At 40.1% G+C, this 23,840-nt stretch carries 18 protein-coding genes; 8 read left to right on the top strand and 10 right to left on the bottom strand.

Features of this window, described 5'->3' with window-relative positions; all coding sequences use genetic code 11:
- Position 1 precedes the first annotated feature (1 nt).
- From CYG50_RS20435 to CYG50_RS20415, 5 genes are read right to left on the bottom strand one after another with little or no spacing between them, the layout of a single operon-like run.
- Entirely contained in the window at positions 2 to 1,027 is a 1,026-nt protein-coding gene (locus CYG50_RS20435; protein WP_102138788.1) for a 2Fe-2S iron-sulfur cluster-binding protein, read from the bottom strand.
- A 19-nt stretch (positions 1,028 to 1,046) separates the two neighbouring features.
- The gene (locus CYG50_RS20430; protein ID WP_102138787.1) at positions 1,047 to 1,952 is read right to left on the bottom strand and encodes a diiron oxygenase; all 906 of its coding nucleotides are present in this window, start codon (positions 1,950 to 1,952) and stop codon (positions 1,047 to 1,049) included.
- A 31-nt stretch (positions 1,953 to 1,983) separates the two neighbouring features.
- Positions 1,984 to 3,165 carry an MFS transporter gene (locus CYG50_RS20425; RefSeq protein ID WP_102138786.1) on the bottom strand — a complete coding sequence of 394 codons (1,182 nt, stop codon included), beginning with the start codon at positions 3,163 to 3,165 and terminating at the stop codon, positions 1,984 to 1,986.
- Positions 3,158 to 3,730, bottom strand: a complete 573-nt coding sequence (locus CYG50_RS20420) for an RBBP9/YdeN family alpha/beta hydrolase (protein ID WP_102138785.1) — start codon at positions 3,728 to 3,730, stop codon at positions 3,158 to 3,160. The genes CYG50_RS20425 and CYG50_RS20420 overlap by 8 nt, the downstream gene beginning before the upstream one ends.
- Before the next feature lie 14 nt (positions 3,731 to 3,744).
- Positions 3,745 to 4,530, bottom strand: a complete 786-nt coding sequence (locus CYG50_RS20415) for an arylamine N-acetyltransferase family protein (RefSeq protein WP_102138784.1) — start codon at positions 4,528 to 4,530, stop codon at positions 3,745 to 3,747.
- A gap of 771 nt (positions 4,531 to 5,301) precedes the next feature.
- Here CYG50_RS20415 and paaX point away from each other — a divergent pair.
- Positions 5,302 to 6,240 carry a phenylacetic acid degradation operon negative regulatory protein PaaX gene (paaX, locus tag CYG50_RS20405; RefSeq protein WP_102138783.1) on the top strand — a complete coding sequence of 313 codons (939 nt, stop codon included), beginning with the start codon at positions 5,302 to 5,304 and terminating at the stop codon, positions 6,238 to 6,240.
- Positions 6,241 to 6,262: 22 nt separating this feature from the next.
- Entirely contained in the window at positions 6,263 to 6,856 is a 594-nt protein-coding gene (gene paaY, locus CYG50_RS20400; protein ID WP_102138782.1) for a phenylacetic acid degradation protein PaaY, read from the top strand.
- Between the two features lie 37 nt (positions 6,857 to 6,893).
- On the opposite strand, the gene CYG50_RS20395 is transcribed toward paaY, so the two are convergent.
- The 4 genes from CYG50_RS20395 to CYG50_RS20380 all read right to left on the bottom strand — a co-directional run bounded on the left by CYG50_RS20395 (position 6,894) and on the right by CYG50_RS20380 (position 14,275).
- Complete coding sequence (locus tag CYG50_RS20395) at positions 6,894 to 8,417, bottom strand: DHA2 family efflux MFS transporter permease subunit (protein ID WP_102138781.1); 1,524 nt, start codon at positions 8,415 to 8,417, stop codon at positions 6,894 to 6,896.
- A 16-nt stretch (positions 8,418 to 8,433) separates the two neighbouring features.
- Positions 8,434 to 9,606: a multidrug efflux MFS transporter periplasmic adaptor subunit EmrA gene (gene emrA, locus CYG50_RS20390; RefSeq protein WP_102138780.1), complete on the bottom strand. Its 1,173-nt coding sequence runs from the start codon at positions 9,604 to 9,606 to the stop codon at positions 8,434 to 8,436.
- A 491-nt stretch (positions 9,607 to 10,097) separates the two neighbouring features.
- Entirely contained in the window at positions 10,098 to 13,184 is a 3,087-nt protein-coding gene (locus CYG50_RS20385) for an efflux RND transporter permease subunit (protein ID WP_102138779.1), read from the bottom strand.
- Positions 13,181 to 14,275 carry an efflux RND transporter periplasmic adaptor subunit gene (locus tag CYG50_RS20380; RefSeq protein WP_102138778.1) on the bottom strand — a complete coding sequence of 365 codons (1,095 nt, stop codon included), beginning with the start codon at positions 14,273 to 14,275 and terminating at the stop codon, positions 13,181 to 13,183. Before CYG50_RS20380 ends, CYG50_RS20385 begins: the two co-directional genes overlap by 4 nt.
- 264 nt (positions 14,276 to 14,539) lie before the next feature.
- On the opposite strand from CYG50_RS20380, the gene CYG50_RS20375 reads away from it, so the two are divergent.
- Entirely contained in the window at positions 14,540 to 16,594 is a 2,055-nt protein-coding gene (locus tag CYG50_RS20375) for a TonB-dependent receptor domain-containing protein (protein WP_102138777.1), read from the top strand.
- A 101-nt stretch (positions 16,595 to 16,695) separates the two neighbouring features.
- On the top strand, positions 16,696 to 17,553 hold the full coding sequence (locus tag CYG50_RS20370) for an alpha/beta hydrolase (RefSeq protein WP_232368215.1): 858 nt from the start codon (positions 16,696 to 16,698) through the stop codon (positions 17,551 to 17,553).
- 2 nt (positions 17,554 to 17,555) lie between these two features.
- On the opposite strand, the gene CYG50_RS20365 is transcribed toward CYG50_RS20370, so the two are convergent.
- On the bottom strand, positions 17,556 to 18,488 hold the full coding sequence (locus CYG50_RS20365) for a LysR substrate-binding domain-containing protein (protein WP_102138776.1): 933 nt from the start codon (positions 18,486 to 18,488) through the stop codon (positions 17,556 to 17,558).
- 594 nt (positions 18,489 to 19,082) lie between these two features.
- Here CYG50_RS20365 and CYG50_RS20360 point away from each other — a divergent pair.
- From CYG50_RS20360 to CYG50_RS20345, 4 genes are read left to right on the top strand one after another with little or no spacing between them, the layout of a single operon-like run.
- Complete coding sequence (locus CYG50_RS20360) at positions 19,083 to 19,688, top strand: ankyrin repeat domain-containing protein (RefSeq protein ID WP_102138775.1); 606 nt, start codon at positions 19,083 to 19,085, stop codon at positions 19,686 to 19,688.
- A 35-nt stretch (positions 19,689 to 19,723) separates the two neighbouring features.
- A complete protein-coding gene (locus tag CYG50_RS20355) occupies positions 19,724 to 20,647 on the top strand; it encodes an oxamate carbamoyltransferase subunit AllH family protein (RefSeq protein WP_102138774.1) in 924 nt (307 codons plus the stop codon).
- Positions 20,637 to 22,187, top strand: a complete 1,551-nt coding sequence (fdrA, locus tag CYG50_RS20350; protein WP_102138773.1) for an acyl-CoA synthetase FdrA — start codon at positions 20,637 to 20,639, stop codon at positions 22,185 to 22,187. The genes CYG50_RS20355 and fdrA overlap by 11 nt, the downstream gene beginning before the upstream one ends.
- On the top strand, positions 22,187 to 23,602 hold the full coding sequence (locus CYG50_RS20345; RefSeq protein ID WP_102138772.1) for a YlbE family protein: 1,416 nt from the start codon (positions 22,187 to 22,189) through the stop codon (positions 23,600 to 23,602). The genes fdrA and CYG50_RS20345 overlap by 1 nt, the downstream gene beginning before the upstream one ends.
- Positions 23,603 to 23,840 lie beyond the last annotated feature (238 nt).

Below are 23,840 nucleotides of genomic sequence, written 5' to 3'. Positions count from 1 at the left end.
CTCAGACGAGTTCAATATCAATATCAGTTTTAGGAAAAGAACAACAGGCAAGGTGAATATTCTCAGCCTTTTCTTTTTCTGTTAAACAAAAATCAGGATGGTTCAACACCGAACCTCTAATTAATCTATATTTACAGCTACCACAAATCCCCGAATAACAAATATATCTAATAGGGATATTATTCTGTAATAGGTTATCTAACACAGTTCTATTATTATCTATTAACAATGGCGTATCGAAGTCCTTTACTCTTACAATACTTTTATCTTTGTTGAGTTCTTCGGAGTTAGTAAGTTGAACCTGAGTTGAGCCAAAAAATTCCGTAAAAATAGATGCTTGTGGAAAGTTGCATCTAACACCTTTAATCATGGATTCCGTAAACATTCTGCTTCCACAAATAACCACTGTATCTGGAATTCCATTTGTTTTTTCAGTTGCTAAGTCTATTCTGCCCATATTAATAATATCACTGGTCTTTCTTAATTTAGAGCGCGTAATGTTAACGCACAATGTAAACCATTGATATTTCATATGAAAGTCAAGAAGCTCATTTAAATATGGAATATCTCTAAGACTGGGATAACTTATAACTAATTGGATGTTCTTACCTGACATTATGTGGCTATAATATTTAGCGCATTCATAAATTAGAGAAATAGGTAGCGTTATACCAATTCCTCCTGCAAGTAAAAGTACATTTCTACTATTTTTAATAGTATCAAATGTTATTTCACCTCCGATCCCAAAAATGCTAATGCCTACATTATCTAATAACAATTTCCATATTGTTGAAGATTCACTATCGCATCCTCTGTTCTCAATAATAAATTTATAGTGGTTATTTATATCCTGAGATACCAGTGTATAACTACGTTGTTTTAATCGTTTATCTCTTCCAATAAATTGGAAGTTGAAATGTTTTCCAGGAACTGCGTCAGTTAGAATATCTGAATCTAATGTCGGTTTAAGAAGAAACATCCTGATCTTGTCGGTTAACATATGTGACTCTACTAAAGTGAGTTTCATTGCATACTCTCTATTTAAGCTATAAGCCTATTCTGGTAATTACAGCTTCTGCCGATTCTAAATAAATCTGAATTTCATTTAAGTTATCAGTTTCTTCAATAATATCTCTTGCGTGAGGCATACCTGAAAGCTTAAAAGCCTCCTTCCAAGATCCAAGTTCATTATCAGCAAAAAGGTTAACAGTTCTCAGCATTATATCTCTCATATATTTACGCTCACTAAAACCTAAATCACGGACAATATCATAAGCAACATAACTGAAAACACTAGAATGGCTCCACTCATCATGAGCGTGAGTCTTTGTAACCTCATGACAAATATTTTGAATACTGCAATCTTCTGCCATAACCTTTAGATAGTCGGTTATCAAAGTTTCACTAGCGCACGCCACGGCAAAACAAGTTAGTCGTCTTTGCCACTCAGCTGTACAATCCGAAAGCATTACCTGACGAGCTTTAATCAAATTAAAATCAGTATAATTTAGATGCTCTAATTTTCTACGGTCATAAATATAATTACATGCCATAATCGACATTCTTGTATGCAAAGCTTCATCAAGAAGAGCTTCGGACATCACATCCTGTAATCTAGCTCTATTCTTAGAGTTAGTCGGTGGACATTTAATAATATCTTCACAAGCCGGAGTAACTACATCGCATTCTATATAGATTGTCTTTAAATTATAAATTCCCCATGCGTATGATAAGCATCGGCTTTTAACGATTTCAGGAGCTTCCTTCCACGCATCGTGGTTTCTAAATGGTAATAATGATTCACTGAAGTCACTCTTTGTAGCATCGAAAACAAGATCTGCGTAGTCTAAATGTTTATTATTAACTGCGGCTCTATTTGCCCAAAGCATCGAAAGTTTGGATAACATCAATTCAACGCTATGACTATCTGGTATTTCAAAAGCAGTTTTCATTTATACCCCCTACATATTAGATATAGAAATATTATTTGTTTTTTACATGAATAAGACTCATGAAGATAGCTCCGACAAATGCAAGAATAGAAGATATAACTAAAGCTCTCTCCCAATATCCCGCATCTAATAACTTCCCATAAGTTATGGCCGATAGGGCACTCCCTAAATAAAATGCAAGCTGTCGCACACTTGTAGATAAAAGCGTTCTTTCAGTAGAAAAACCGGTAATTGCTAGAGTATCTAAAAGCGGCATCAAACAATAATTTAGCAATAATCTGATAAAATATAGTAAAATAAAAATGACTACCGATATATGGAGTGACTGTAGATAAAGACATAAAGCGGTTAATATTCCAATTATCACTATAGTCGGCTTCAATGTAAGCCTATTAATAAGAAGTGGTGCAAATAACGCACCTACAATACTAATTATTTTATCAATGCTCATTATTAGAGATATTTCACTCACATTCATGGAATAAGCTAAATTAAATAAAACATTAACAAACCTAAATATTAATGTAATAGAAGCACCTAAAAATAAAGATGCTAAGAATAATTTAGAAAAATTCCCCCATTCCATTTTATTTCCCCAGGTAAATTTGCTTTCATCATTCTCAGGTTCAGAAAGCCCGCCAATAGATTTAAAACGAAAATAGATCATCAAAATTGAAGAAATAAAAGAAGTTACAAGAATTAGCTGAAAATTTATTAGAGCCATTGACTTTAGATAATAAGTTATAAAACTAACTATTAGCGAGCCTATCATTGCTGCACCTAAATAAGCAACAAAAAAACAACTGAATAGTGTTGTCCTACTTTCAGATTTAGTATTTGAGCCAGTCAATGAATTACCCAAAGATAATAATGCAATCATACCTGAAAGTATTAATCCAAGTGTAATTGCACTTACCCATACAGAGGAAACTATTGGCAATAGAATGAATGGCACTGCGTAAATGAATGAAAAAATAATAAGTAGTTTTTTTTGAGACATACGTCTGCTTAGATATATCAATGGAATTACAACACCAGCCATTATGCACATTGCAACCGCATAAATGTAACCAATTTCTGTTTTATCCACACCGCGAGCTTCTAGGTAAAAATTATAAACCGTATCAAACATTCCATTACTTAATCCCATTAAGAACGTTGCAATAAGGAAATGGCGCACAGCAGGAGAAAACTGTTTGATATCCTCAAACATCTTCAGCCCCTTCTCTCGAATCTAGTAATAAAAAACCTGTGAATTCTTCAAATAAAGTCTCACCTTCTGTCCATTCTCCGAATCCAGCATTGGTGTGAATATGACCAGCGTTATGAATAAAATGGGTCGTACAACCCCATAATTTTGCTAAATAAATTGCACGAGACTCACTTAAGTATTCATCATTATTGCTAAATATAAGCAACGATTTGGTATTTAGTGAACATAATGGTAATGGCCTCTGATTTTTAATCGGAGTAATCGCTATTTCAGAGTCAACATCTACTGGAGCAACAAGAATTAATGCCTTTATCTTCTCGCAAGCATTTAAGGCAGCCCATTGAGTAATGGCTACCGCTCCACAACTATGACCCAGAAGTACAATGTTTCCCTCAATATCATTAACTGCTTTATCTATTTTTTCGACCCATTCATACCGTGATGGATTATTCCAATCATCTTGTTGCACACGAATGACATTACTATATTTTCTTTCCATGTAGGATTGCCAATGACCCTTACCTGAATTTGTATATCCAGGTACAATGAGATATGTTGCATTCATGGATTTTTATTTCTCTAGTTAGTAAGGAGAGAGGAAGGGATATCAATCCCAAAACGTTCAAACAGCAAATCTGACATCATATGTTTATTCGTAATATTTATGTTTGATGCGCAATGTCCTTTTACTTCTGTAAATACATTATTACGTATGCTAATTCTTCCCATTTCTTTCGGTAAGCTCACTACTACATTTTTATTGAGAAGGCTGTTTGAAGAGTGTAGGATATAAAAATAAGCCATTTCCACATCTTGCTTGAGTACTTCAATATCATGAAAAGAATATATGTTTTCCCAATTTGCATTTGGTTGGCTATTTTCTTTTATTGAAACAATCCAACCATGCTCATTGTGTCTTTCAACTCTTGAGGATAAAAATGGATGCTCATGTAAATAACCATCAGATAATTTAAGTAAAGAGCGAGGACCTTTAGCTCCATAACCAACATCGAATATCCATTTATCTCCATCTATATTTACAATAAAAAATTGGTGTGTTGCGGGTGTTATTTTAGGCGTTAAAACTCTCCCTAATCTAATCCCGTAATTATAACCGAAATGCTTAAATACGAATTTTATTAAAATGGAAAGTTCAAAACACATTCCCCCTCGGTTACTATAAATAATTCTTTTCATAACATCCTGAGTAGATATAGATTCTAAAGCGTTCCGCTTCATATCTATATTTTCAAATGGAATTGAATAAAAGTGAGCATGATGAAGTCTGAATAAAAACTCAAGCTTTGACAATTTAGAGGGGGAAACTTTCACTCTTCTAAGATATTCATTCACGTCATTATTCATACCAGTAAAACTCCATTTTTTAATTGTTGGTAGTAACTAAAAACAAGAAAAAAGATATCTAATCTTATTAATAAACAATTAATATTGTTTTCTACTCTTAATGCAAACAAGATATGTTACAAATATTAATTCCCGCAACACTTTTGTTCATACAGTAAACATCTTTATTTCTAGCAATTAGTGCACTTATTTTTTCCTTTTAAGAACAAATAATTGAAATTGTTACCCATAAACTGAATAATTAGAATTCAAAGCTTAATTATAAATCAAACGAGTAATTGAGTATTTTCAACACTATAATTTATTTTTTCATCTGCCATTCGTCATTGGTACAGGTGGGTCAGTTTCATTATGATCATTTACTCACTTTCGTAGTTCCGATATACCTGCTACTCAGACTTAATAACAGGCTCAAAAGAAACTTACCTTTGAAGTCCTATCAGGCTTTGACATGGTGCTAACCAATATTAAGTACGTTGTTCCACACTATAAAGAGCGACAATATTGTGAATGTTCGATACGACTAGGAACGTGATCGCTTGATCATCCACACAGGTAAAAACAGCCTCAGCACTATTGAAGAGTATTGCAATACCAAATGGATAAAAATCAAATTAAAAGACCTGACTCCAGTTGAATACCGAAATCAGGCCTTACAAGCCATTTAACTAAAAGTATCAACTTTATAGGGTCACTTCAAAGACAACCTTTAAATTTATGTCTACTATTCAGTAAGCCTTCTGATACATAAATTTTATAGATGAAATATAAATGGAAAATAAACTTAACCAATTCATACAACATGCAATAGCAAGCCAACCTATTAGCGGCACCTCTTTAATTAGCTCACTATATGGTGATGCTTTGCACCATCGTGGTGGCGAAGTGTGGTTAGGAAGCTTAACTAAGCTGTTAGAGCCGATGGGTTTTACTGATCGTTTTGTCCGAACGTCTGTTTTCCGCTTACAAAAAGAAGGTTGGCTTGATACAGAAAAAATCGGCCGTCGCAGCTATTACCGTATTTCTGAGCGCGGGCAAAGCCGATTTCGCCGTGCAGAAAATAAAATTTATCTCGCAGAACAACCTGATTGGGATGGAAAGTGGGATTTACTCCTTCTTGAAACCGCTGAAAAAGATGAAAAAATCAGGCTAAAAAAGGAACTTAGTTGGCTCGGTTTCGGGCAATTTAATACCTCACTCATGGCGGCACCAAGCTGTGCACAAAGTGATGTAGCTACGCTACTCAATGAACTCAATGCGACTGAAAATACAATTTATTTTCACGCAGATTACCCCTATAGCCGCTCAGAAAAAAACCTCAAAGAACTGGTTTCCCATGCTTGGTCTTTGCAAGAAATTTCAGAACACTATCACCAGTTTATTTCATTATTTAGGCCACTCGCATTACTGCTTAAAGAAAATATTGATGCGCAAATTTCCCCGGAACACAGCTTTCAATTACGTTTATTGCTGATCCATTTCTATCGTCGTGTCACGTTAAAAGACCCATTATTGCCAGACGAGCTCCTTCCCACACAATGGGAAGGTCATATTGCACGCCACCTTTGCACCAATATTTATCAGCGTATCGACCAAGCCGCGACCCAATACGTTTCTGAACAGTGCGAAAGTACGGTTGGTGAACTTCCTCAACCATCCAGCGCTTACTATCGCCGCTTTGGTGGTGTACTCCGAGAGCTCGCGGCCTAAAACCTCTATTACAGGAGCCCATATGCCTTTTTATCAAATCGATGGCATTACGCCAGTCGTCAGCCCTGAAAGTTTTGTCCACCCTACTGCGGTAGTGATTGGAGATGTTATTATTGGTAAAAATGTCTATATTGGCCCAAATGCCAGTTTACGTGGCGATTTTGGCCGATTGATCATCAAAGATGGCGCAAACGTGCAAGATAATTGTGTCATGCACGGTTTCCCACAGTATGAAACGATCGTCGAGGAAAATGGGCATATTGGCCATGGGGCTATCTTACATGGCTGCCATATCAAGCGTAATGCTTTAGTCGGGATGAACAGTGTGATTATGGATGGAGCAATAATTGGCGAAAACTCGATTGTCGGTGCTTGCGCCTTTATCAAAGCCGAGGCGATATTTGCTGATAATAGTCTTATCGTTGGTACGCCTGCAAAAGTACTTCGCACATTATCAGAAAAAGAAATTGCATGGAAAACCAGCGGAACTAAAGATTATCAAAACTTAGTCACGCGCTGCTTAAACACGTTTAAAGAAGTCGAGCCGCTCAAAGAAGTCGAAACAAACCGGCCAACCCTAAGTTTTGAGAATATTATTCCTAAATCCCAGCTATAAGCTAGATGGGGCTATAATACTTAGCCCCATCCATTAATTATTTCGCTTTACTGCCAAATGGTGGCTTAGCAAACCAAACGGTAATAATCAGCGCAATAAATACCCAACCGCATAACCAGAAGATCTCATTTGCAGCAATAATTAACCCTTGGCTAGTGATTTGCTGAGCAATAAAACCGGAAGTCTGTTCGGTACTCAGCCCATGAGCGGCCATTTCTTGATACATCCCTAAAGACTCAGGATTGTAATCGGTAATAAATTCCGTTAATTGGCTATGATGTACGGCTTCTCTATCACTCCACAACGTTGTGGTTATGGAAGTCCCTATTGAACCCGCTAAGGTACGGAAAAAGTTGGCTAAACTCGACGCCGAAGCGAGTTTTTCGGGCGGTAGGCCAGAAAGGGTTAATGTGGTCAGTGGCATAAAGAAGCAAGCCACCGCCATCCCTTGCACCAGTTGTGGCCAAACCACAGCAGAAAAGCCCATATCCGGTTCAAACGTATACGCGCGCCAGAAGAAACAAATTGCATAAAATACAAAGCTAAAGGTCACTATCCAGCGGATATCGAGAAAATCGGATAATTTTGCCACTGGAGCCGAGAACAACACAGGCAATAAACCAATGGGTGCCAATGCTAACCCTGCCCATGTTGCCGTATAGCCATACACTTCTTGTAAGAGCTGCGGCAACAATACAATAGCGCCGAAATAGGCCATATATGCCAAACTGACAGAAATCGTTCCGATGGTAAAATTGCGCGATTTAAATAACGATAATTCGACAATTGGGTTTTTGTCAGTAAGTTCCCAAATTACGAGGAAGACCAATGCAATCGCTGAAACAACGGCTAAGATAACAATTTCATTAGACGCCAACCATCCCAGCTCCTTACCTTTGTCGAGCAGAACTTGTAAGCAACCAACGCCCACCGAAAGTAGCGCCAAACCAATCACATTGAATGGGACTTTCACGATCTTCGACTCCATCCCTTTTAGGATAATAGAGCCAACAATAATGACGAAAATTCCCAAAGGCACATTCATAAAGAATATCCAGCCCCAATGGAAATTATCACTAATATAACCACCGAAAATAGGACCGAACACTGGAGCTAAAATGATGGTCATCGACCAAAATGCTAACGCCATATTTTGCATTTTCGGCGGGTAGCAACGCATAATAAGGCTTTGCGAAAGCGGGATCACCGGCCCTGCAACAGCCCCTTGCAATACGCGGTATAAAATCAGCATACCAAGGCTATCGGAAAACCCACAAAGTAATGAAAATAATGTGAAAAGTGCCGTTGCCCATAAGAAAACACGGATTTCACCAAAACGCTTCGCGAGGTAACCTGAAATCGCAATAGAAATCGCATTCGATACGCCAAACGAGGTAATGACCCATGTTCCTTGTGACATGGAAACCCCGAGATCACCGGCAATCGTCGGGATAGCCACGTTAGCAATCGTGGAATCAAGCACCTGCATGAAAGTTGCAAGGGACAACGCAATGGTTGCCCATACCAGTTTTGCACCCTTAAGTGGTTGAATATCTGCCACAACGGCTCCTTTCAAGCTAGTCTGCGTTATCGCTGATAATGGTGTCGATGATGTGGTCGACATCACTTAAGTTTAAGACCAACACATCACTTTCAAATGCCGGTACTGTACGCTGAACTTCCGCTAAAACAGGGCCATTTTGGTCTTTAATATCTATCGTGACATTCATGGACAACCCAATGCGCAGTGGGTGTTTCGCCACCTGCTCAGGGTCTAATTCAACACGTACAGGCAAACGCTGTACCACCTTAATCCAGTTCCCGGTTGCATTTTGAGCGGGTAATAATGAAAAAGCACTACCGGTTCCCATATCAAGCCCAACAACAGTGCCGTTATAAACAATATCCTCTCCGTAAAAATCACTATTGATAGTCACGGGTTGCCCAATACGAACTTTTTCCAGTTGGGTTTCTTTGAAGTTTGCATCTACCCAAACAGGCTGAACAGGCACAATGGCCATTAAAGAGCTCTGTGGGCTGACTTGAGAACCGACTTGAACATTACGCCGTGAAACATACCCCGTCATCGGGCTTTTAATTTCAGTACGTTGTAAGTTTATCCACGCACTGCGCACGCTATCAGCCGCTTGCTGAATTTCCGGTTGCTTTTTAAGCTCCGTGTTACGCAGCAATGCACGGTTGGCATTATATTGTTGAATAGAAATATCCAGAGCCGCCTGCGCAAGTTGTACGGCTTCTTGCGAATGCTGTAGGTCTTCCTTCGAAATAGTACCGCTACGCCCTAGCGCCACACGACGTTGATAATCTTTTTGCGCTTGCGCAAGTGTCACCCGGTTTTTTTGAATTTGCGCTTGATACTCATCACCATTGATATACAGCTCTTTGGTTTTGCGCACAGTTGTTGCTAAATCATGTTTGGCTTGTTCAAATGCCAATCGGGCATTAGTTTTATCCAATACAACCAATACGTCACCCGCTTTTACCAAGTCAGTATTTTCAAAGTTAACTTGAGTCACATTACCCGTTGTTTGCGCAACTATCGGGATCTGCAAACCAGATACATAAGCGTCATCGGTATATTCTTGAAAGCGTAAAACTAAAAACCAATAAACACCATAGGCTACAAATAATAGAACGATAATTATTGTGGCTACCACCATCCATATTGTTCTACGTTTTTCATTCGTCGTTTTTTGATTGTGTATTTCTGAATGGGTATCTTGACTCATAATAACTCTCAAGGTCTGAAATCAATATTAATTCTCCCTCTATATTCACGAAGTATATGTAATAAAGCAATAGCTAATAATTTACAATTAAATCAATTCCAACGAAAAACCATTAATGTATTGATATAAAACAAGTAATTATAAACAAACTGAGTTAGGTGTTAAATTGATTTTTATTATCAATTTAATCAAATCCGTTCCTAATTAGATTAATGATAAGAATTAAAAATAAAAAACATTAAATAACATTTATTTTTGATAGCAATTAGTCATTCAATTATTGATATTCTTTTTTTGATGTAATAACCCTATTTATTAGGCTATATTTATGATTTATTAACTTGAGATTTTAATTTTTGATCACGGGCTGCCGCTTGCTTTTTAATATAACTAATCGTCTCGATTTTCATTTCTGGTCTCATCAATACGATGCTTAACAGAGTAACAAAGTACGTGAGTCATTGCTGGCCTTTCGGCCAGCTTTTATCCCTTTACCAGTGCTTAATATTGCGGTCTTCTTTTGTCACTGAGGTTAATTTGGCGAGCTGAGGTAATAATTTACGTTTTAAATCATCCATCAAGCTATAAATCACAGGGACAAACAACAAGCTAAGGATCGTGGAGCTCAACAAGCCGCCAATCACAGCGATGGCCATAGGGGCTCGAAACCCTGCGTCTGCCCCACTTGTTAGTACTAGGGGGATCATCCCTGCAATCATGGCAAAGGTCGTCATAATAATGGGCCGAATACGCTCTTGTCCTGCCTCAATAATCGCTTTTTCTCGCGCCATACCTGAACGTTGTTTTTCAAGAATGAATTCCACCAGCAAAATCGAGTTTTTCGTCACAATCCCCATCAGCATTAAAATACCAATAATGACAGGTAAATCGATCATCGCACCGTATAACACTAAAGCTATAATTGCCCCGCCAATCGAAAAGGGTAAGGCAACCAGTATGGTAATCGGCTGAATAAAATCTTTAAACAATACGATTAAAATAGCGAAAACCAGTAACACACTGAATACCATCGTAGTGCCAAAGCGTTCGAACATATCAATCATATATTCCATATCACCGTATTCCACTTGGGAAATACTGTGTGGCAGTTGTTGATACTCAGGAAGTTGCGCCACAATATCTAACGCTTCCCCTAATGTGAGCCCTTCCAAATTGGCTTCTATCGACATCTGTCTTTGGCGATTAATTCGCTCAATCTGGGAAGGGCCATCACTGGAGTCAATATTAGCAACAGATTTAATCGGGACGTTTTGCCCATTTTGGCTTCTTACATATAAATTATTCAGCACATCAATATTATTTTGCTGGGACTCCGGTAAAATCACCTGTACGGCTAATTGCCTATCTGGCAGATTAAACTTAGCGCTACGTGAATTTGCCTCCCCCATAGTCGCAATGCGTAGTGTGTTTGCAATCTCTTCCACACTGATGCCTGTTCGGGCAACATCTACCACATTAGGTTTAACAATCAATTCTTTACGTAATAGCGGTTTCATAACTTGGACATTTTTAAACCCATCAATTTTTGCCATTGCCTCGCGCAATTTTTGCATCGATTTTTCGAGTTGTTCAGGGTCACTCCCTGTAAACATTAACGAAAATTCTTTTCCCCCATTACTGTTGCTGAAAGTGTAACGTGCATCCGTTTTTTGGCTTAACCACTCAGAGATAGCCAGCTCAAATTCTTTTTGTGATAATTCACGCTCACTGGGCTCAGTTAAGGTTAAAATCATTTCGCCTTTGTGCTGAGCAACGCCTTCTGAGTCATCCGCAATTCCGGCAATCGAGTAGGCCGATAAAATTTCCGGCCTATCTTTTAGCTGTTTGGCAATTTCATTAATTTTTTTCTGCGTTTGCTCAACAGGCGTTCCCGGTGGCAGCTCAATATTAATTTGGCTAACACTGATATCACCATCTGGCATGAACCCCACAGGCAAAAAACTGGTTATCGCCACTGAACCAAACAGAAACCCACCAGCTAGCATTGATGCGAACTTGCGGTGTTTTAGTGTCATCGATAAAAAACGGGTATAACGCGCTATCCAATTTGCTGTTTTAACGCCTTCATGGGCACCTTTTTGTGGCAATAATACATAGGCTGCCATTAATGGCGTAACTAACCTTGCCACCAACAAGGAAGACAACACAGCGGCAGAAACGGTAATGCCGAATGGTACAAAATATTGCCCCACAAAGCCGCCAATAAAACTAACGGGTAAAAATACCGCGACAATCGTTAGCGTAATGGCAACAATCGCAAAACCTATTGCATCAGAGGCTTTCAATGCAGCAAGATACGGCCGCTCACCGCGTTCAATATATTTTTGGATATTTTCAATTTCAACAATCGCATCATCCACTAAGATGCCAATCACTAACGTCAGGGCCAGTAATGTGATGCTATTTAAGCTGTAATCAAATAACATCAAAATAAAAAAGGTCGGTAATATCGATAGAGGCAATGCCACTGCTGCCACCAAAGTGGCTCGCCAGCTTTTCAAAAAGAAAAATACGATAACGATGGTTAAAAAGGCCCCTTCTAATAAGGTTTGAATCGTTAGCGTAAAGCTCGATTCCGTGTATTTGACCGTCGATGAAACCAAGCTTATTTCAACATTTGGGTTGGCTTTTTGTAGCTTTTCCAGTGCTTGTACAACGCCCTGAGCTACCTTGGTATCACTAGAGCCTTTTGCACGATACACCGCAAACCCGACAACCTCTTTACCATCAAGTTGCGAAATAGATTTCACATTTTTATGGCCATCATAAATATTAGCGATTTCCCCCAACCTGACAGATTTTTGGTTATCAATGGGTAGCATGATGTTTTTAATATCATCTACTGCCTGTTTTTCCCCTAAAACACGAATAGTATGCTGTAACCGATTGTATTTTGCGTTTCCCCCAGCAGAATTCTGATGATTATTTTTCAATATTTCATTGATACTCGCTATCGATAACTGCATTGCAGCGAGTTTATCTGCGTCCGGCTCAATGCGAATTACTCGCTCTGTATCCCCTAACCGACTGACCTTTTGCACCCCTGGCACAGTAATCAACTGCTTACTCACGGTGTCATCGACAAACCAAGACAAATCGGCGATAGATTCGGTTTCAGATGAAACGGCATAACGTAAAATCGCCCCGCCTTCGACATCAATACGGTTAATTAACGGTTCGTCGATAGTTTGTGGCAATTCCCCACGAATTTGCCCAATTTGTTCACGTACATCGTTAGTGGCGACATGGGCATCAACACTTAAATCAAATTCAATGGTTGTCGTTGATGCGCCTTCACTAATCGATGAGGTAATATGGCGGATACCGGGGATCCCAGAAACTGCGCGTTCAACTCGCTTTGTGACGGCATTTTCTAACTCTGTCGGTGATGAGCCATCCTGTGTGACAGTAACCGTAACAATCGGAAAGGTAATCACTGGGTTCGCAGTGATAGGTAATTGATTAAAAGAGAAAAGCCCAGCGATTGTCAGGGCTAAAAAAATCACAATAGTTGGGATTGGACGCGTTATCGCCCAAGACGATAGCTGTAGCTTCATTGCGGTGCCCTTACAGGAACAACTTTATCATCTTCAGATAAAAAGGCTTGAGCGTAAGTCACCACGTCAAGGTTAGCCGCTAACGGGCTTAATATTTCAACATGACCATGTTGAATTTTACCTATTTGGACGGGTTGTTTTTCTACGCGCCCATCATTTGCCACACTAAAAATAAAACGTTGACCATCAGGCTCCGTACGAATCGCACTATAAGGCAGTGATATGTATTCACGCGGTGAATTGGTATAGGTCATCGTACCGGTTTCCCCTAATCTCATCGATTGAACGGGTTCGGTTAGCGTCACTCTAATTTTTCCTAATTGGGTTAAAGCCTCTATTTTGGGTGATATATAACGTAGTTTTCCCGAAATGACCGTATTGTTATTCACTTTCATCATAACGGGGTTATCCCCAAGGATGCGGGCTAATTCAGAGGGGTGTGCGAGGGCTTCAAACTCTAGCTCGTTATTTTCGATTAGTTTAAATAACAATGCGTTATCGGATAGCGTACCGCTCATTGCATGGCGCTCGCTGATCACACCTGCAACGGGCGCAATAATTTTTGCTTTATCTTCTTGGCTTTGCTCACGCCTTAGTTGGGCTTGTAATTGGCGTAATTCTGCCCGACTTGCTGTGAGAAGTGCATTTTGCGCTGCAGCTTCGTTTTTTGCTTTTCCAAAGTCATTTGCTGAAATGACGCCTGTTTTAGCCAGCGGAGACAAGCGCTGAAGCTCACTTTGTGACTGCCTACTGAGTGCTTCTTGCTGTTTGATATAAGCCGCAGCCTTATCAATTTCAGCTTTCAATTGTTGTACAGCAGCACTTTGGATTGGCGATTCTAAGGTGGCAAGCAATTGGCCTTTCTCCACCCACTCCCCTTCTTCCACAAATACTGCGGTGACGATTTGTTGCTGTAATGGCGAACCGATAGAAATTTCATTTCGCGCCACAAATTGGCCAGGAAGGCTAACCGCATCCGCAACTTTAATTTTTTGCGGATGCGTCACACTTAAGCGTATTTCTTCCGCTTGTACCCCTTGAGCCACTGCCATAATAAAACAGCATAAAATGGCTAAAAATGTATGTTTCATATAATTCAAATTTTTCTAGTTAACGTTGGCACTAGAGTAAATTTGCGCATCCCCAAACACCATAAACCAAAGTTAAACCTTAATTTTTCGTTAAGCTTGGTAAAAATGGTAAAAAGGGGGAAAACACTGTAGGTGAAAATTCTTAGCTGAGATCAAATATTGCTCATAAATTAGCTAGCTCATTATTTATTTTTGATATGTTTTAGTGATAGTATTCGCAAACAATATAATTATCATTCTCATTTATATTTCCTAGGGATAACTATGACTTCGCAATATCACTACACCCTGATTGCCGCCGGTGTTTGTGCGGCTTTATCTTCATTTAGTGCTACAGCAGCAGACAGTAAAACAGATACCATGGTCGTCAGTGCGTCAGGCTTCTCGCAACAACTGCGTGATGCTCCTGCTAGCGTGACTGTGATCACGGCAGACCAGCTACAAAATAAACCTGTTCGTGACCTCGCCGATGCGGTTAAAGACGTGGAAGGGGTAAGTATCGTTGGTGCTGCCAACAAACAAGATATTAATATCCGTGGCTTACCCGGCGAATACACGTTGATATTGGTCGATGGGCGTCGTCAAAATAGCCGTGAATCACGTCCAAATGGGAGTGGTGGTTTTGAAGCGGGCTTTATGCCACCTGTTGAAGCGATTGAACGCATCGAAGTGATCCGTGGACCTATGTCCTCCCTGTATGGTTCTGATGCGATGGGTGGTGTTATCAATATCATCACCAAAAAAGTGACCAATGAATGGCACGGTAGTGTGACAACAGGCGCGATTATCCAAGAAAATAGCGATAGCGGTAATTCAACCGACGGTAACTTCTACCTATCAGGCCCATTAATTCAAGATAAACTCGGCCTGCAATTATATGGTGGTGGGGACTATCGTCAGGAAGATAAAATCGCTGATGGCCATCACAAGAAAGATAATAAGAGCCTAACCGCAAAACTGACGTTTACCCCAATGGATAACCAGACTTTCTTATTAGAAGCGGGTAGAACCACGCAGGAAAGGGAAGAAAAACCGGGTTACTCCCTTGCACCAACCAGTGAGTTTAATGGTAAGCCAAGAGCAAATAAACACTCTGAAATCCATAATGACCGTAACCATTTTGCTTTAACCTATAAAGGGGACTGGGATTCATTCAATACTGAGTTGAGTGTTTATCAAGAAAATACGAAAAAAAGAACCAAAACAGACATAACAGACCCTGCGACTAAAATTACAGAATATCGTTATGACGCACGAGTACCCGAAATTACCAATACTGTCGTTGATGGAAAAGTCGTGGCGTTTTTGCCGGACAATATCCTAACCGTTGGTGGTCAATTTCAGTATGCGAAACTAAAAGACACCTCAGCAACAGGTTCATCAACAACTGAAAATGCGAAGATGACCGCGGAACAACACGCTTTCTTCTTAGAAAATGAGTTCACGGCAACAGAGAATCTGATATTGACGGGTGGGTTACGTTTAGATCACCATGAGTTTTATGGCGACCACTGGAACCCAAGAGGTTATGCCGTCTATTACCTCACCGATGAGATAACCATTAAAGGGGGCGTTTCATCTGCATTCCGCGCGCCAACATTACGTGAAATTAGCCCGACTTATGGAACGTCTACTGAAAAAGGCTTAGGCATCATTCATGGTAACCCTGACCTGAAACCCGAAAAAAGTGTCAGTGAAGAAATCAGCATTGCCTATAACCATGAGTCAGGCTTTGATGCGAGCTTAACATTCTTTAATACTGATTTTAAAAATAAATTAACCAGTTATTACACTGGTGGAACTGACCCACTTACAGGCCTAAAACTGTATACCTATGATAATGTGGGTAAAGCAAACATTAAAGGGGTTGAAGTCGCAACAGGTATTCCAATTATAGAAGATTGGAAGCTGAGTTTGAACTATACCTATACCGACTCAGAACGTAAAAGTGATGATGAAAAGCTAACTAGTGGACAATCTTTAAAAGGCTATCCTTTGGATAAGACACCAAAACACTTAGCCAATGCGAAATTAGATTGGCAGTTTAGCGAAGACCTCAACTTGTATACCCGTGCGCAATATGTAGGAAAACAAATCTGGGCTGCACAGCGTAATGGTGCATCAGTCCCTCGTTACCGTAATGGCTATACCACTATGGATGTGGGTGCGACCTATCAATTATTGAAAAATACCAAACTCAACTTTGCGGTATTAAATATTGGTAATGAAAAAGGTGATAAAATTGACGCACAAGGTGGTGGAAACTGGGATGTTGAAGACGGACGCCGCTATTGGGCGAACGTTAACGTTAGTTTCTAATTAGCTCTGAGGGTGTACCTGTTTCAGGTATGCCCTCAAAAGTATGTGATTCGGGTTGCTGAGCGTAGTCAACACCCCTGCAGCTTGAAGGATGACGAGTATTGAATAAATTATTAATTTCCAGCTTATTATTATGTATGGCAAGCAGTGCGTTCGCACGCCCTAGCCAGACTATCCCAAGTATGGACGAGCAAGTCAGCCAATTTTACGATATCCAACAAACGGATATGGCCTACGGTGACCGTGCGCTGCGCATTTACAGTGCGGTACCCTATAATGTCACTGCACAACGCCCTGTCCTGTATATGCTTGATGGTAATGGCTTATACCCCAAAGCGGTTAATCGCGCAGTTGAAAAGCTCCCTGCGGATAAACTACCGATTATTATTGGGATTGGTTACCCCATCGACGAAGCCTTTCCAAAAGCATGGCGAACGCTCGATTACACCCCACCGGTTACCGGTGACGAATTTAAACAAGGCGGAGGCTCCCCTGCGCTATACCAATTTTTAACTGACACTATTCGCCCATGGGCAGAACAACGGCTTCCTATTGATAAAAACAAGCAAACCCTATTTGGCCATTCATTTGGTGGATTATTCACCTTAATGGCATATCAACAACAACCGGATGATTTTCAGTTTTATGTGTCTGCCAGCCCGTCATTATGGTGGGGTAAAGGAAGTATGGTGGATTTAGCGAAGCTGACAGCTAAACAAACGGCTTCCCCCCTATTTGTGACTTTAGGCGGTTTAGAAGAGAGCCCTGATTTATCCAAATTGAGCGCCGAACAAGTACAAAATTACCAAGCGCGCAAAAGTTGGATTAGCACACGCCAAGTTTGCACTGAGATTGCAAACCACCAAAGGCACTGTGAATTTACCTTATTCGATGGCAAAAACCACGGTTCAGTGATCCCTGATGCCATCGATAAAGCCCTTGATGTCGCTAGCCAATAAAACTAATTGATGGGTTTTAGGAGGTCGCTGTAAAGGTCTGCTAAAACCCCCTTTTCGCCAAATTCTTTGCGGATCCACTGCGTCACAAGCCCAGTAGCCGAATGTTGTGTGGCTAATAGCATATGGGAGTCTTGTCGTGGGTTCTGAATGTGTTTTGTTACCAACAGGCCGTGTTTAACATGTTCTTTAATCATATAATCAGGTAAAAAGCCAATCCCTTCACCGAGTATCTGACACTGGCATTTAGTATTAAAATCAGGAACTTGAATTGCTTCCTGCCCATGTAGTAGCCACCCCACCCGCTTATTAATGGTATGCGCGGTATCCTCTACCATAATATTTGGATAAAGACGCAATTGGCTCTCAGCGATGGGCTCTGGCATCAGCGCCAATGGATGAGTTGCCGCAATAGCAAATTGCCAATGGATCGCACCAATTTCAGTGTAATCAATCCCACCGCCATCCATCAACGTGCCTGGAGCACCAATCGCAATATCTGCATGATTATTAATAATGGCATCCCAAACCCCATTATATACCTCTGTTGTCACGGTGATGTGGCAGGTCGCAAACTGTTTTTTTAATATTTGCAGTAACTTAGCGGTATGATAAGGCGTATATAATAACTGATTAATACAAATACGCACCCGTGCTTCAATACCTTGCTCAATGGAATAAATACTTTTTTGAATGGAATGGAAATTATTAAGCAAATCGGTCGCTTTTCGATAAAAATAATAACCCGCTTCTGTGAGTTCAATATTACGGGTATTACGAATGAACAATGCGACATCTAAATAAGTTTCAATACGTTTGATGGTATAACTTACCGCGGAGGTGGTAACGCCTAATTCTTCCGCGGCTTTACTAAAACTCGCAAATTTCGCTGCTGTTGTGTAAGTCAGTAAGTTTTCTTCCGTAAAAATTGAGTTCATACCCACCACCAAAAGTGTTTAAATTTTAGACAAATCATCTTTTTATGTGAATAAAATTCAATAACGCAAAAATCAGATTATTTTTCGAGCATATTTTTATAGCTTAACAGAATTATTAACAACTGGAATAGATTAAATTTGATATATATTTTTCCCAAGTAAAAACCGTACATTTAACGTCACTATTAATATTCTAAATGCCTAATATTATTGAATTTAATAGGCAAACCAAGCATTAACATTCGATACAGATGAGATCAATAAAATTACAAATTTAACAAATTAAAAACTTTCAATTTGATGTCTATCACAGAACTGAGTAAATCATGATTTTCGATTTTAATTAACAAAAAAAATCACATAATTTGGGTCTAAAAATAGTCATAAACCATCAATAAACGATAAAAAAGGATGCTCATACGCACAAAAAAGCCAGATTATTGAATTTAATTCAACAATCAAACGCCTCATTGATGAATTAAATTTAAATGGATTCTTTTTATTAATGACAATTGCTATGCTCTACACATCATAAATAATCTTCAAATTGTCTTTATCTATGTTGGTAATAAAAACCAACCTAAGGGGAAAATGATGACCGCTAGTACTCTCGCTCACGATTTTTTAACCGCAGCTGAACAAGGACAATTAGAAATATTAAAAAGTTGTCTTGAAAAAGGTGTGGATATTAATACCACCAACCGCCAAGGCCGTACGGCGATTGTTAATGCAAGCCTGAATAAACATTATGAATGTGTTTCTTTCCTAATTAATGCAGGGGCCGATATTAATAAACAAGACCAAACATGTTTTAACCCTTTCTTATTAAGCTGCCTTAATGATGACCTCACGTTGTTGCGCATTGTCTTACCTGCAAAACCAAATTTAGATTTATTAACCCGTTTTGGTGGTGTGGGCATTACACCTGCAAGTGAAAAAGGCCACGTGGAAATTGTTCGTGAATTACTTGAAAAAACCGATATTAATGTCAACCACACTAACTTTGTAGGCTGGACACCACTATTAGAAGCTATCGTGCTCAATGACGGTGGCGAAAAACAACAGCAAATCGTTAAATTGCTATTAGACCATGGTGCAAACCCACACATGACTGATAAGTATGGTAAAAAACCATTAGAGTTAGCGCGTGAAAAGGGTTACAACGAAATTGTGGAGCTACTGATTGCCGCAGGCGCATAGCGAAATCATAGACTCTAAATAGGATAAGGAGGCATGTGAACGCATCCATATCTCATCGGCAAAGGTTATACGGGCTAACGGCTGATACACATTTTCTCAATTTGTTGCATCAGCCACAACCTCAAGGAACAGTAGAACAAGTCTTTAATAAAGCCATTAATTTTTCTATTGATAATGTACTTTATACTTTGCTTTGTTCTCAATTAGATAATGCACCAAATAGTTGCCGATTAATCAATAAAGACTTTTCTCTTTTCGATATTAAAGAAGGAGAAACCATTTATTTATTTAATAAAGAAATATTGATTGGCAGTCATTATTTAATATCATTTTCTTTATGTAAAGAATGGCAGCAACCTGTTATCAACTTTAGTGATAACAAACTTAAAAATCCAAATTATTTATTATATATCGAAGAGAAAAGAAATAATTTGGATTTAATTTTAACTAAAAATAAAAATTCTCTATTTAAATATCAGGGGGATAACTTTTTTTATCTCTCTATGACAGAACAATTGGTTCAATTACGCTCTGAATTGATTGAATCAATAATTAAGAAAAATAAAGAAAACATGACTCATGTGATCCGCCAGTTTGTTGGATTAGGTATCGGGCTAACACCTTCAGGAGATGATTACTTAGTTGGGTTAATGGCATTTTTATTATTAAACGGCCATCCAGTTGCCACTTTTTACCCTGATTTTTATCAAGGAGTAACCCACAGCCTAGGCCAGACGACACCAATCAGTGCCATCACATTAGAAAAAGCATTAAACCGAGAATTTCGAGAAAACATGCAGCAACTAATTCAATCATTAGTTGATGCGAAAGAAACAGATATTTATCCACAAATTTTAGAGATTTTAAATATCGGGTCGAGTTCTGGCAGCGACATGCTATTTGGCTTGCGAGATGCCCTGTATATCACCCATTATTTCGGAGAAAACTATGTCGACTAAAGTTGTCATAAAAAAGAATACCTATTTTGATTCCGTATCACTGATGTCTATTTCGACAAAAGCCAATCAACTCGACAATGTTGAGCAAGCGTTTGTCGCGATGGCTACAGAGATGAATAAAGGCGTTTTACGTAATTTAGGGTTACTAACCCCTGAATTAGAAGAGGCTAAAAATGGCGATTTAATGATTGTCATCAAAGGCCCAAGCAATGAAGCGAACGACGCCACATTAATTGCTATCGAAGACCTATTTAATAAGAAAAACCAGGGCGGTGGGCAACATGAAGCCAAATACGCCACCATTAATTCAGCAAAAACACATATCCCAGATGCCAACCTTGCTGTCATTTCAGTCAATGGCCAGTTTGCTGCTCGTGAAGCGCGCATTGCATTAGAAAATGACCTCAATGTCATGCTGTTTTCCGATAACGTCTCCATTGAAGATGAACTCGCACTTAAACAGCTGGCTAGCAAGAAAGGCTTGCTGATGATGGGCCCAGACTGCGGAACCGCCATTATCAACGGTACTGCGCTGTGCTTTGGTAACAATGTACGCCGTGGCAGCATTGGCATCATCGGTGCATCCGGCACCGGTAGCCAAGAACTCAGCGTCCGTATTCACGAATTTGGTGCAGGCGTTTCCCAATTAATTGGTACCGGTGGTCGCGATTTAAGCGAAAAAATTGGCGGTATCATGATGATTGACGCCCTGAAAATGCTCGATGCCGATGATGAAACCCAAGTTATCGCACTGATTTCTAAGCCACCAGCTCCTGCCGTTGCCAAGAAAGTGTTAGAACAAGCGGAAAAATGCCACAAACCTGTTGTCGTGTGTTTCTTAGGTAGCCAACCGCTACCAGAAGATAAGCCGGGTCTAACCTTTGCACAAAGCACCAAAGAAGCAGCACTGAAAGCGGTTCTATTAACCGGTATTCGCAAAGAAGATTTAGATTTACACCCTCTTAATTTACCACTTATTGATGAAGTCAGAGCAAAACTGAAACCTGAGCAGAAATATATTCGTGGCTTATTCTGTGGTGGAACGCTATGCGATGAAGCCATGTTTGCCGCCTTGGAAAAATACGATGATGTTTACAGCAATATTCAGCCAAACCCTGACTACCGCTTAAAAGACCTCAACAAAAGTATTGCACACACCTTCCTCGATTTTGGTGATGACGACTTTACCAACGGTAAACCGCACCCAATGATCGACCCTACCAACCGTATTGAACGCTTATTACAAGAGGCTCGCGACCCTGAAGTTGGCGTCATTATGATGGACTTCGTTTTAGGTTTTGGTTCTCACGAAGACCCAGTCGGCGTGATGATCGACGCGATTAAAGAAGCGAAGAATATTGCCAAACAAGATGGGCGTGAACTAGAAATTTTAGGCTATGTGCTAGGGACTGACCAAGACACACCGTCGATGGATGCGCAGGTCAAAATGCTAACAGATGCCGGTGTTATCTGGGCAAGTAGCAGCACCAATACGGGTTTATTAGGGCGTGAGTTTGTATGGAAAGGGGAGAAAGCATAATGACTTCATTATTTAAGCAGCCATTAAATGTCATCAATATTGGCATCGAAATGTTCAGTGATGACCTGAAAAAACAGCATGTTCCGGTCACTCATTTAAATTGGACTCCTCCAGGACAAGGCAACGTTGCGGTTATTCGCGCCCTCGACCAAATTGAAGGTAATGCCACGCTACAAGAAAAAATTGCAGCGGCTAATGCCCAAGCACTTGAGCGTATTATTCAATCTCAGCCTGTGTTAATCGGTTACGACCAAGCGATTAACGTGGTTCCAGGCATGACCAAAAACACTATCCTGCACGCAGGCCCACCGGTTGCTTGGAAAGATATGTGTGGCGCGATGAAAGGTGCGGTGACGGGCGCGCTGGTTTTCGAAGGCTTGGCAAAAGATTTAGCCGATGCAGAGCGTGTTGCAGCCTCGGGGAAAATCATTTTCTCACCTTGCCATGAACACGATTGTGTTGGCTCAATGGCAGGTGTCACTTCAGCATCAATGTTTATGCATATTGTTGAAAATAAAACCTATGGCAACCGTGCGTTTACTAACCTCAGTGAGCAAATGGCTAAAATCCTGCGTATGGGCGCCAACGACCAAAGCGTGATTGACCGATTAAATTGGATGCGTGATGTCTTAGGTCCAATGCTGCGCGACGCAATGAAAATCGTTGGTGAAATCGACCTGCGTTTGATGCTTGCGCAAGCACTACATATGGGTGATGAGTGCCATAACCGTAACAATGCAGGAACAACCTTACTTATCCAAGCGCTCACGACTGGGATCATTCAAACTGATTTCTCTGTCGCGCAGCAAAAAGAAGTCTTTGATTTTGTTGCAAGCAGCGATTACTTCTCCGGCCCAACGTGGATGGCGATGTGTAAAGCTTCGATGGATGCCGCTCACGGTATCGAATACAGCACCGTTGTCACCACTATGGCGCGTAATGGCTATGAGTTTGGCTTACGTATCAGTGGGTTACCGGGACAGTGGTTCACAGGACCTTCTCAGCAAGTTATCGGCCCGATGTTTGCAGGCTACAAACCTGAAGACTCTGGTTTAGATATCGGTGACTCTGCAATCACAGAAACCTACGGTATTGGTGGATTTGCCATGGCAACCGCACCCGCTATCGTGGCACTCGTTGGCGGTACGGTAGAAGAAGCGGTCGATTTCTCTCGCCAAATGCGTGAAATCACCTTAGGTGAGAACCCGAACGTGACTATTCCATTACTGGGCTTTATGGGTATCCCTACCGCTATTGATATTACGAAGGTTTCAGCCAGCGGTATTTTACCTGTTATCAACACAGCCATTGCCCATAAAGATGCGGGCATCGGTATGATTGGGGCAGGTATTGTTCACCCGCCGTTTGATTGCTTTGAAAAAGCCATGTTGGCCTACGCACAGAAATATGCTTAGTTTTCAATCATAAAAAAGACGCCCAACTCCGGTTGGGCAATAATAAAATATCAATACCCAAATTATTTACATACAGAAGTAAAACAAAAACTACTTTGTTGCGGCTTAAAATGAGTAAGCAGTTACCCAAAATAATTTAAGTTGCAGCAAGGCGGCAAACGAGGATATCTCAGGGAGCATACTTCAGTATGTGACCTGTGTAGCCGAGTGTAGCCAACACAGTTGCAGCTTAAAGTAT

Source organism: Providencia huaxiensis (assembly GCF_002843235.3).
In the GTDB taxonomy this organism is placed as follows: domain Bacteria; phylum Pseudomonadota; class Gammaproteobacteria; order Enterobacterales; family Enterobacteriaceae; genus Providencia; species Providencia huaxiensis.
Note: the sequence above shows the minus strand (reverse complement) of the source record. Positions and strands in the feature narration are given on the sequence as shown.

What these genes read in the sequence shown, in the direction of transcription:
- CYG50_RS20435 (WP_102138788.1), bottom strand. Translation starts at nt 1,027, where the DNA reads ATGAAACTCACTTTAGTAGAGTCACATATGTTAACCGACAAGATCAGG.
- CYG50_RS20430 (WP_102138787.1), bottom strand. Translation starts at nt 1,952, where the DNA reads ATGAAAACTGCTTTTGAAATACCAGATAGTCATAGCGTTGAATTGATG.
- CYG50_RS20425 (WP_102138786.1), bottom strand. Translation starts at nt 3,165, where the DNA reads ATGTTTGAGGATATCAAACAGTTTTCTCCTGCTGTGCGCCATTTCCTT.
- CYG50_RS20420 (WP_102138785.1), bottom strand. Translation starts at nt 3,730, where the DNA reads ATGAATGCAACATATCTCATTGTACCTGGATATACAAATTCAGGTAAG.
- CYG50_RS20415 (WP_102138784.1), bottom strand. Translation starts at nt 4,530, where the DNA reads ATGAATAATGACGTGAATGAATATCTTAGAAGAGTGAAAGTTTCCCCC.
- paaX (WP_102138783.1), top strand. Translation starts at nt 5,302, where the DNA reads ATGGAAAATAAACTTAACCAATTCATACAACATGCAATAGCAAGCCAA.
- paaY (WP_102138782.1), top strand. Translation starts at nt 6,263, where the DNA reads ATGCCTTTTTATCAAATCGATGGCATTACGCCAGTCGTCAGCCCTGAA.
- emrA (WP_102138780.1), bottom strand. Translation starts at nt 9,606, where the DNA reads ATGAGTCAAGATACCCATTCAGAAATACACAATCAAAAAACGACGAAT.
- CYG50_RS20385 (WP_102138779.1), bottom strand. Translation starts at nt 13,184, where the DNA reads ATGAAGCTACAGCTATCGTCTTGGGCGATAACGCGTCCAATCCCAACT.
- CYG50_RS20380 (WP_102138778.1), bottom strand. Translation starts at nt 14,275, where the DNA reads ATGAAACATACATTTTTAGCCATTTTATGCTGTTTTATTATGGCAGTG.
- CYG50_RS20375 (WP_102138777.1), top strand. Translation starts at nt 14,540, where the DNA reads ATGACTTCGCAATATCACTACACCCTGATTGCCGCCGGTGTTTGTGCG.
- CYG50_RS20365 (WP_102138776.1), bottom strand. Translation starts at nt 18,488, where the DNA reads ATGAACTCAATTTTTACGGAAGAAAACTTACTGACTTACACAACAGCA.
- CYG50_RS20360 (WP_102138775.1), top strand. Translation starts at nt 19,083, where the DNA reads ATGACCGCTAGTACTCTCGCTCACGATTTTTTAACCGCAGCTGAACAA.
- fdrA (WP_102138773.1), top strand. Translation starts at nt 20,637, where the DNA reads ATGTCGACTAAAGTTGTCATAAAAAAGAATACCTATTTTGATTCCGTA.
- CYG50_RS20345 (WP_102138772.1), top strand. Translation starts at nt 22,187, where the DNA reads ATGACTTCATTATTTAAGCAGCCATTAAATGTCATCAATATTGGCATC.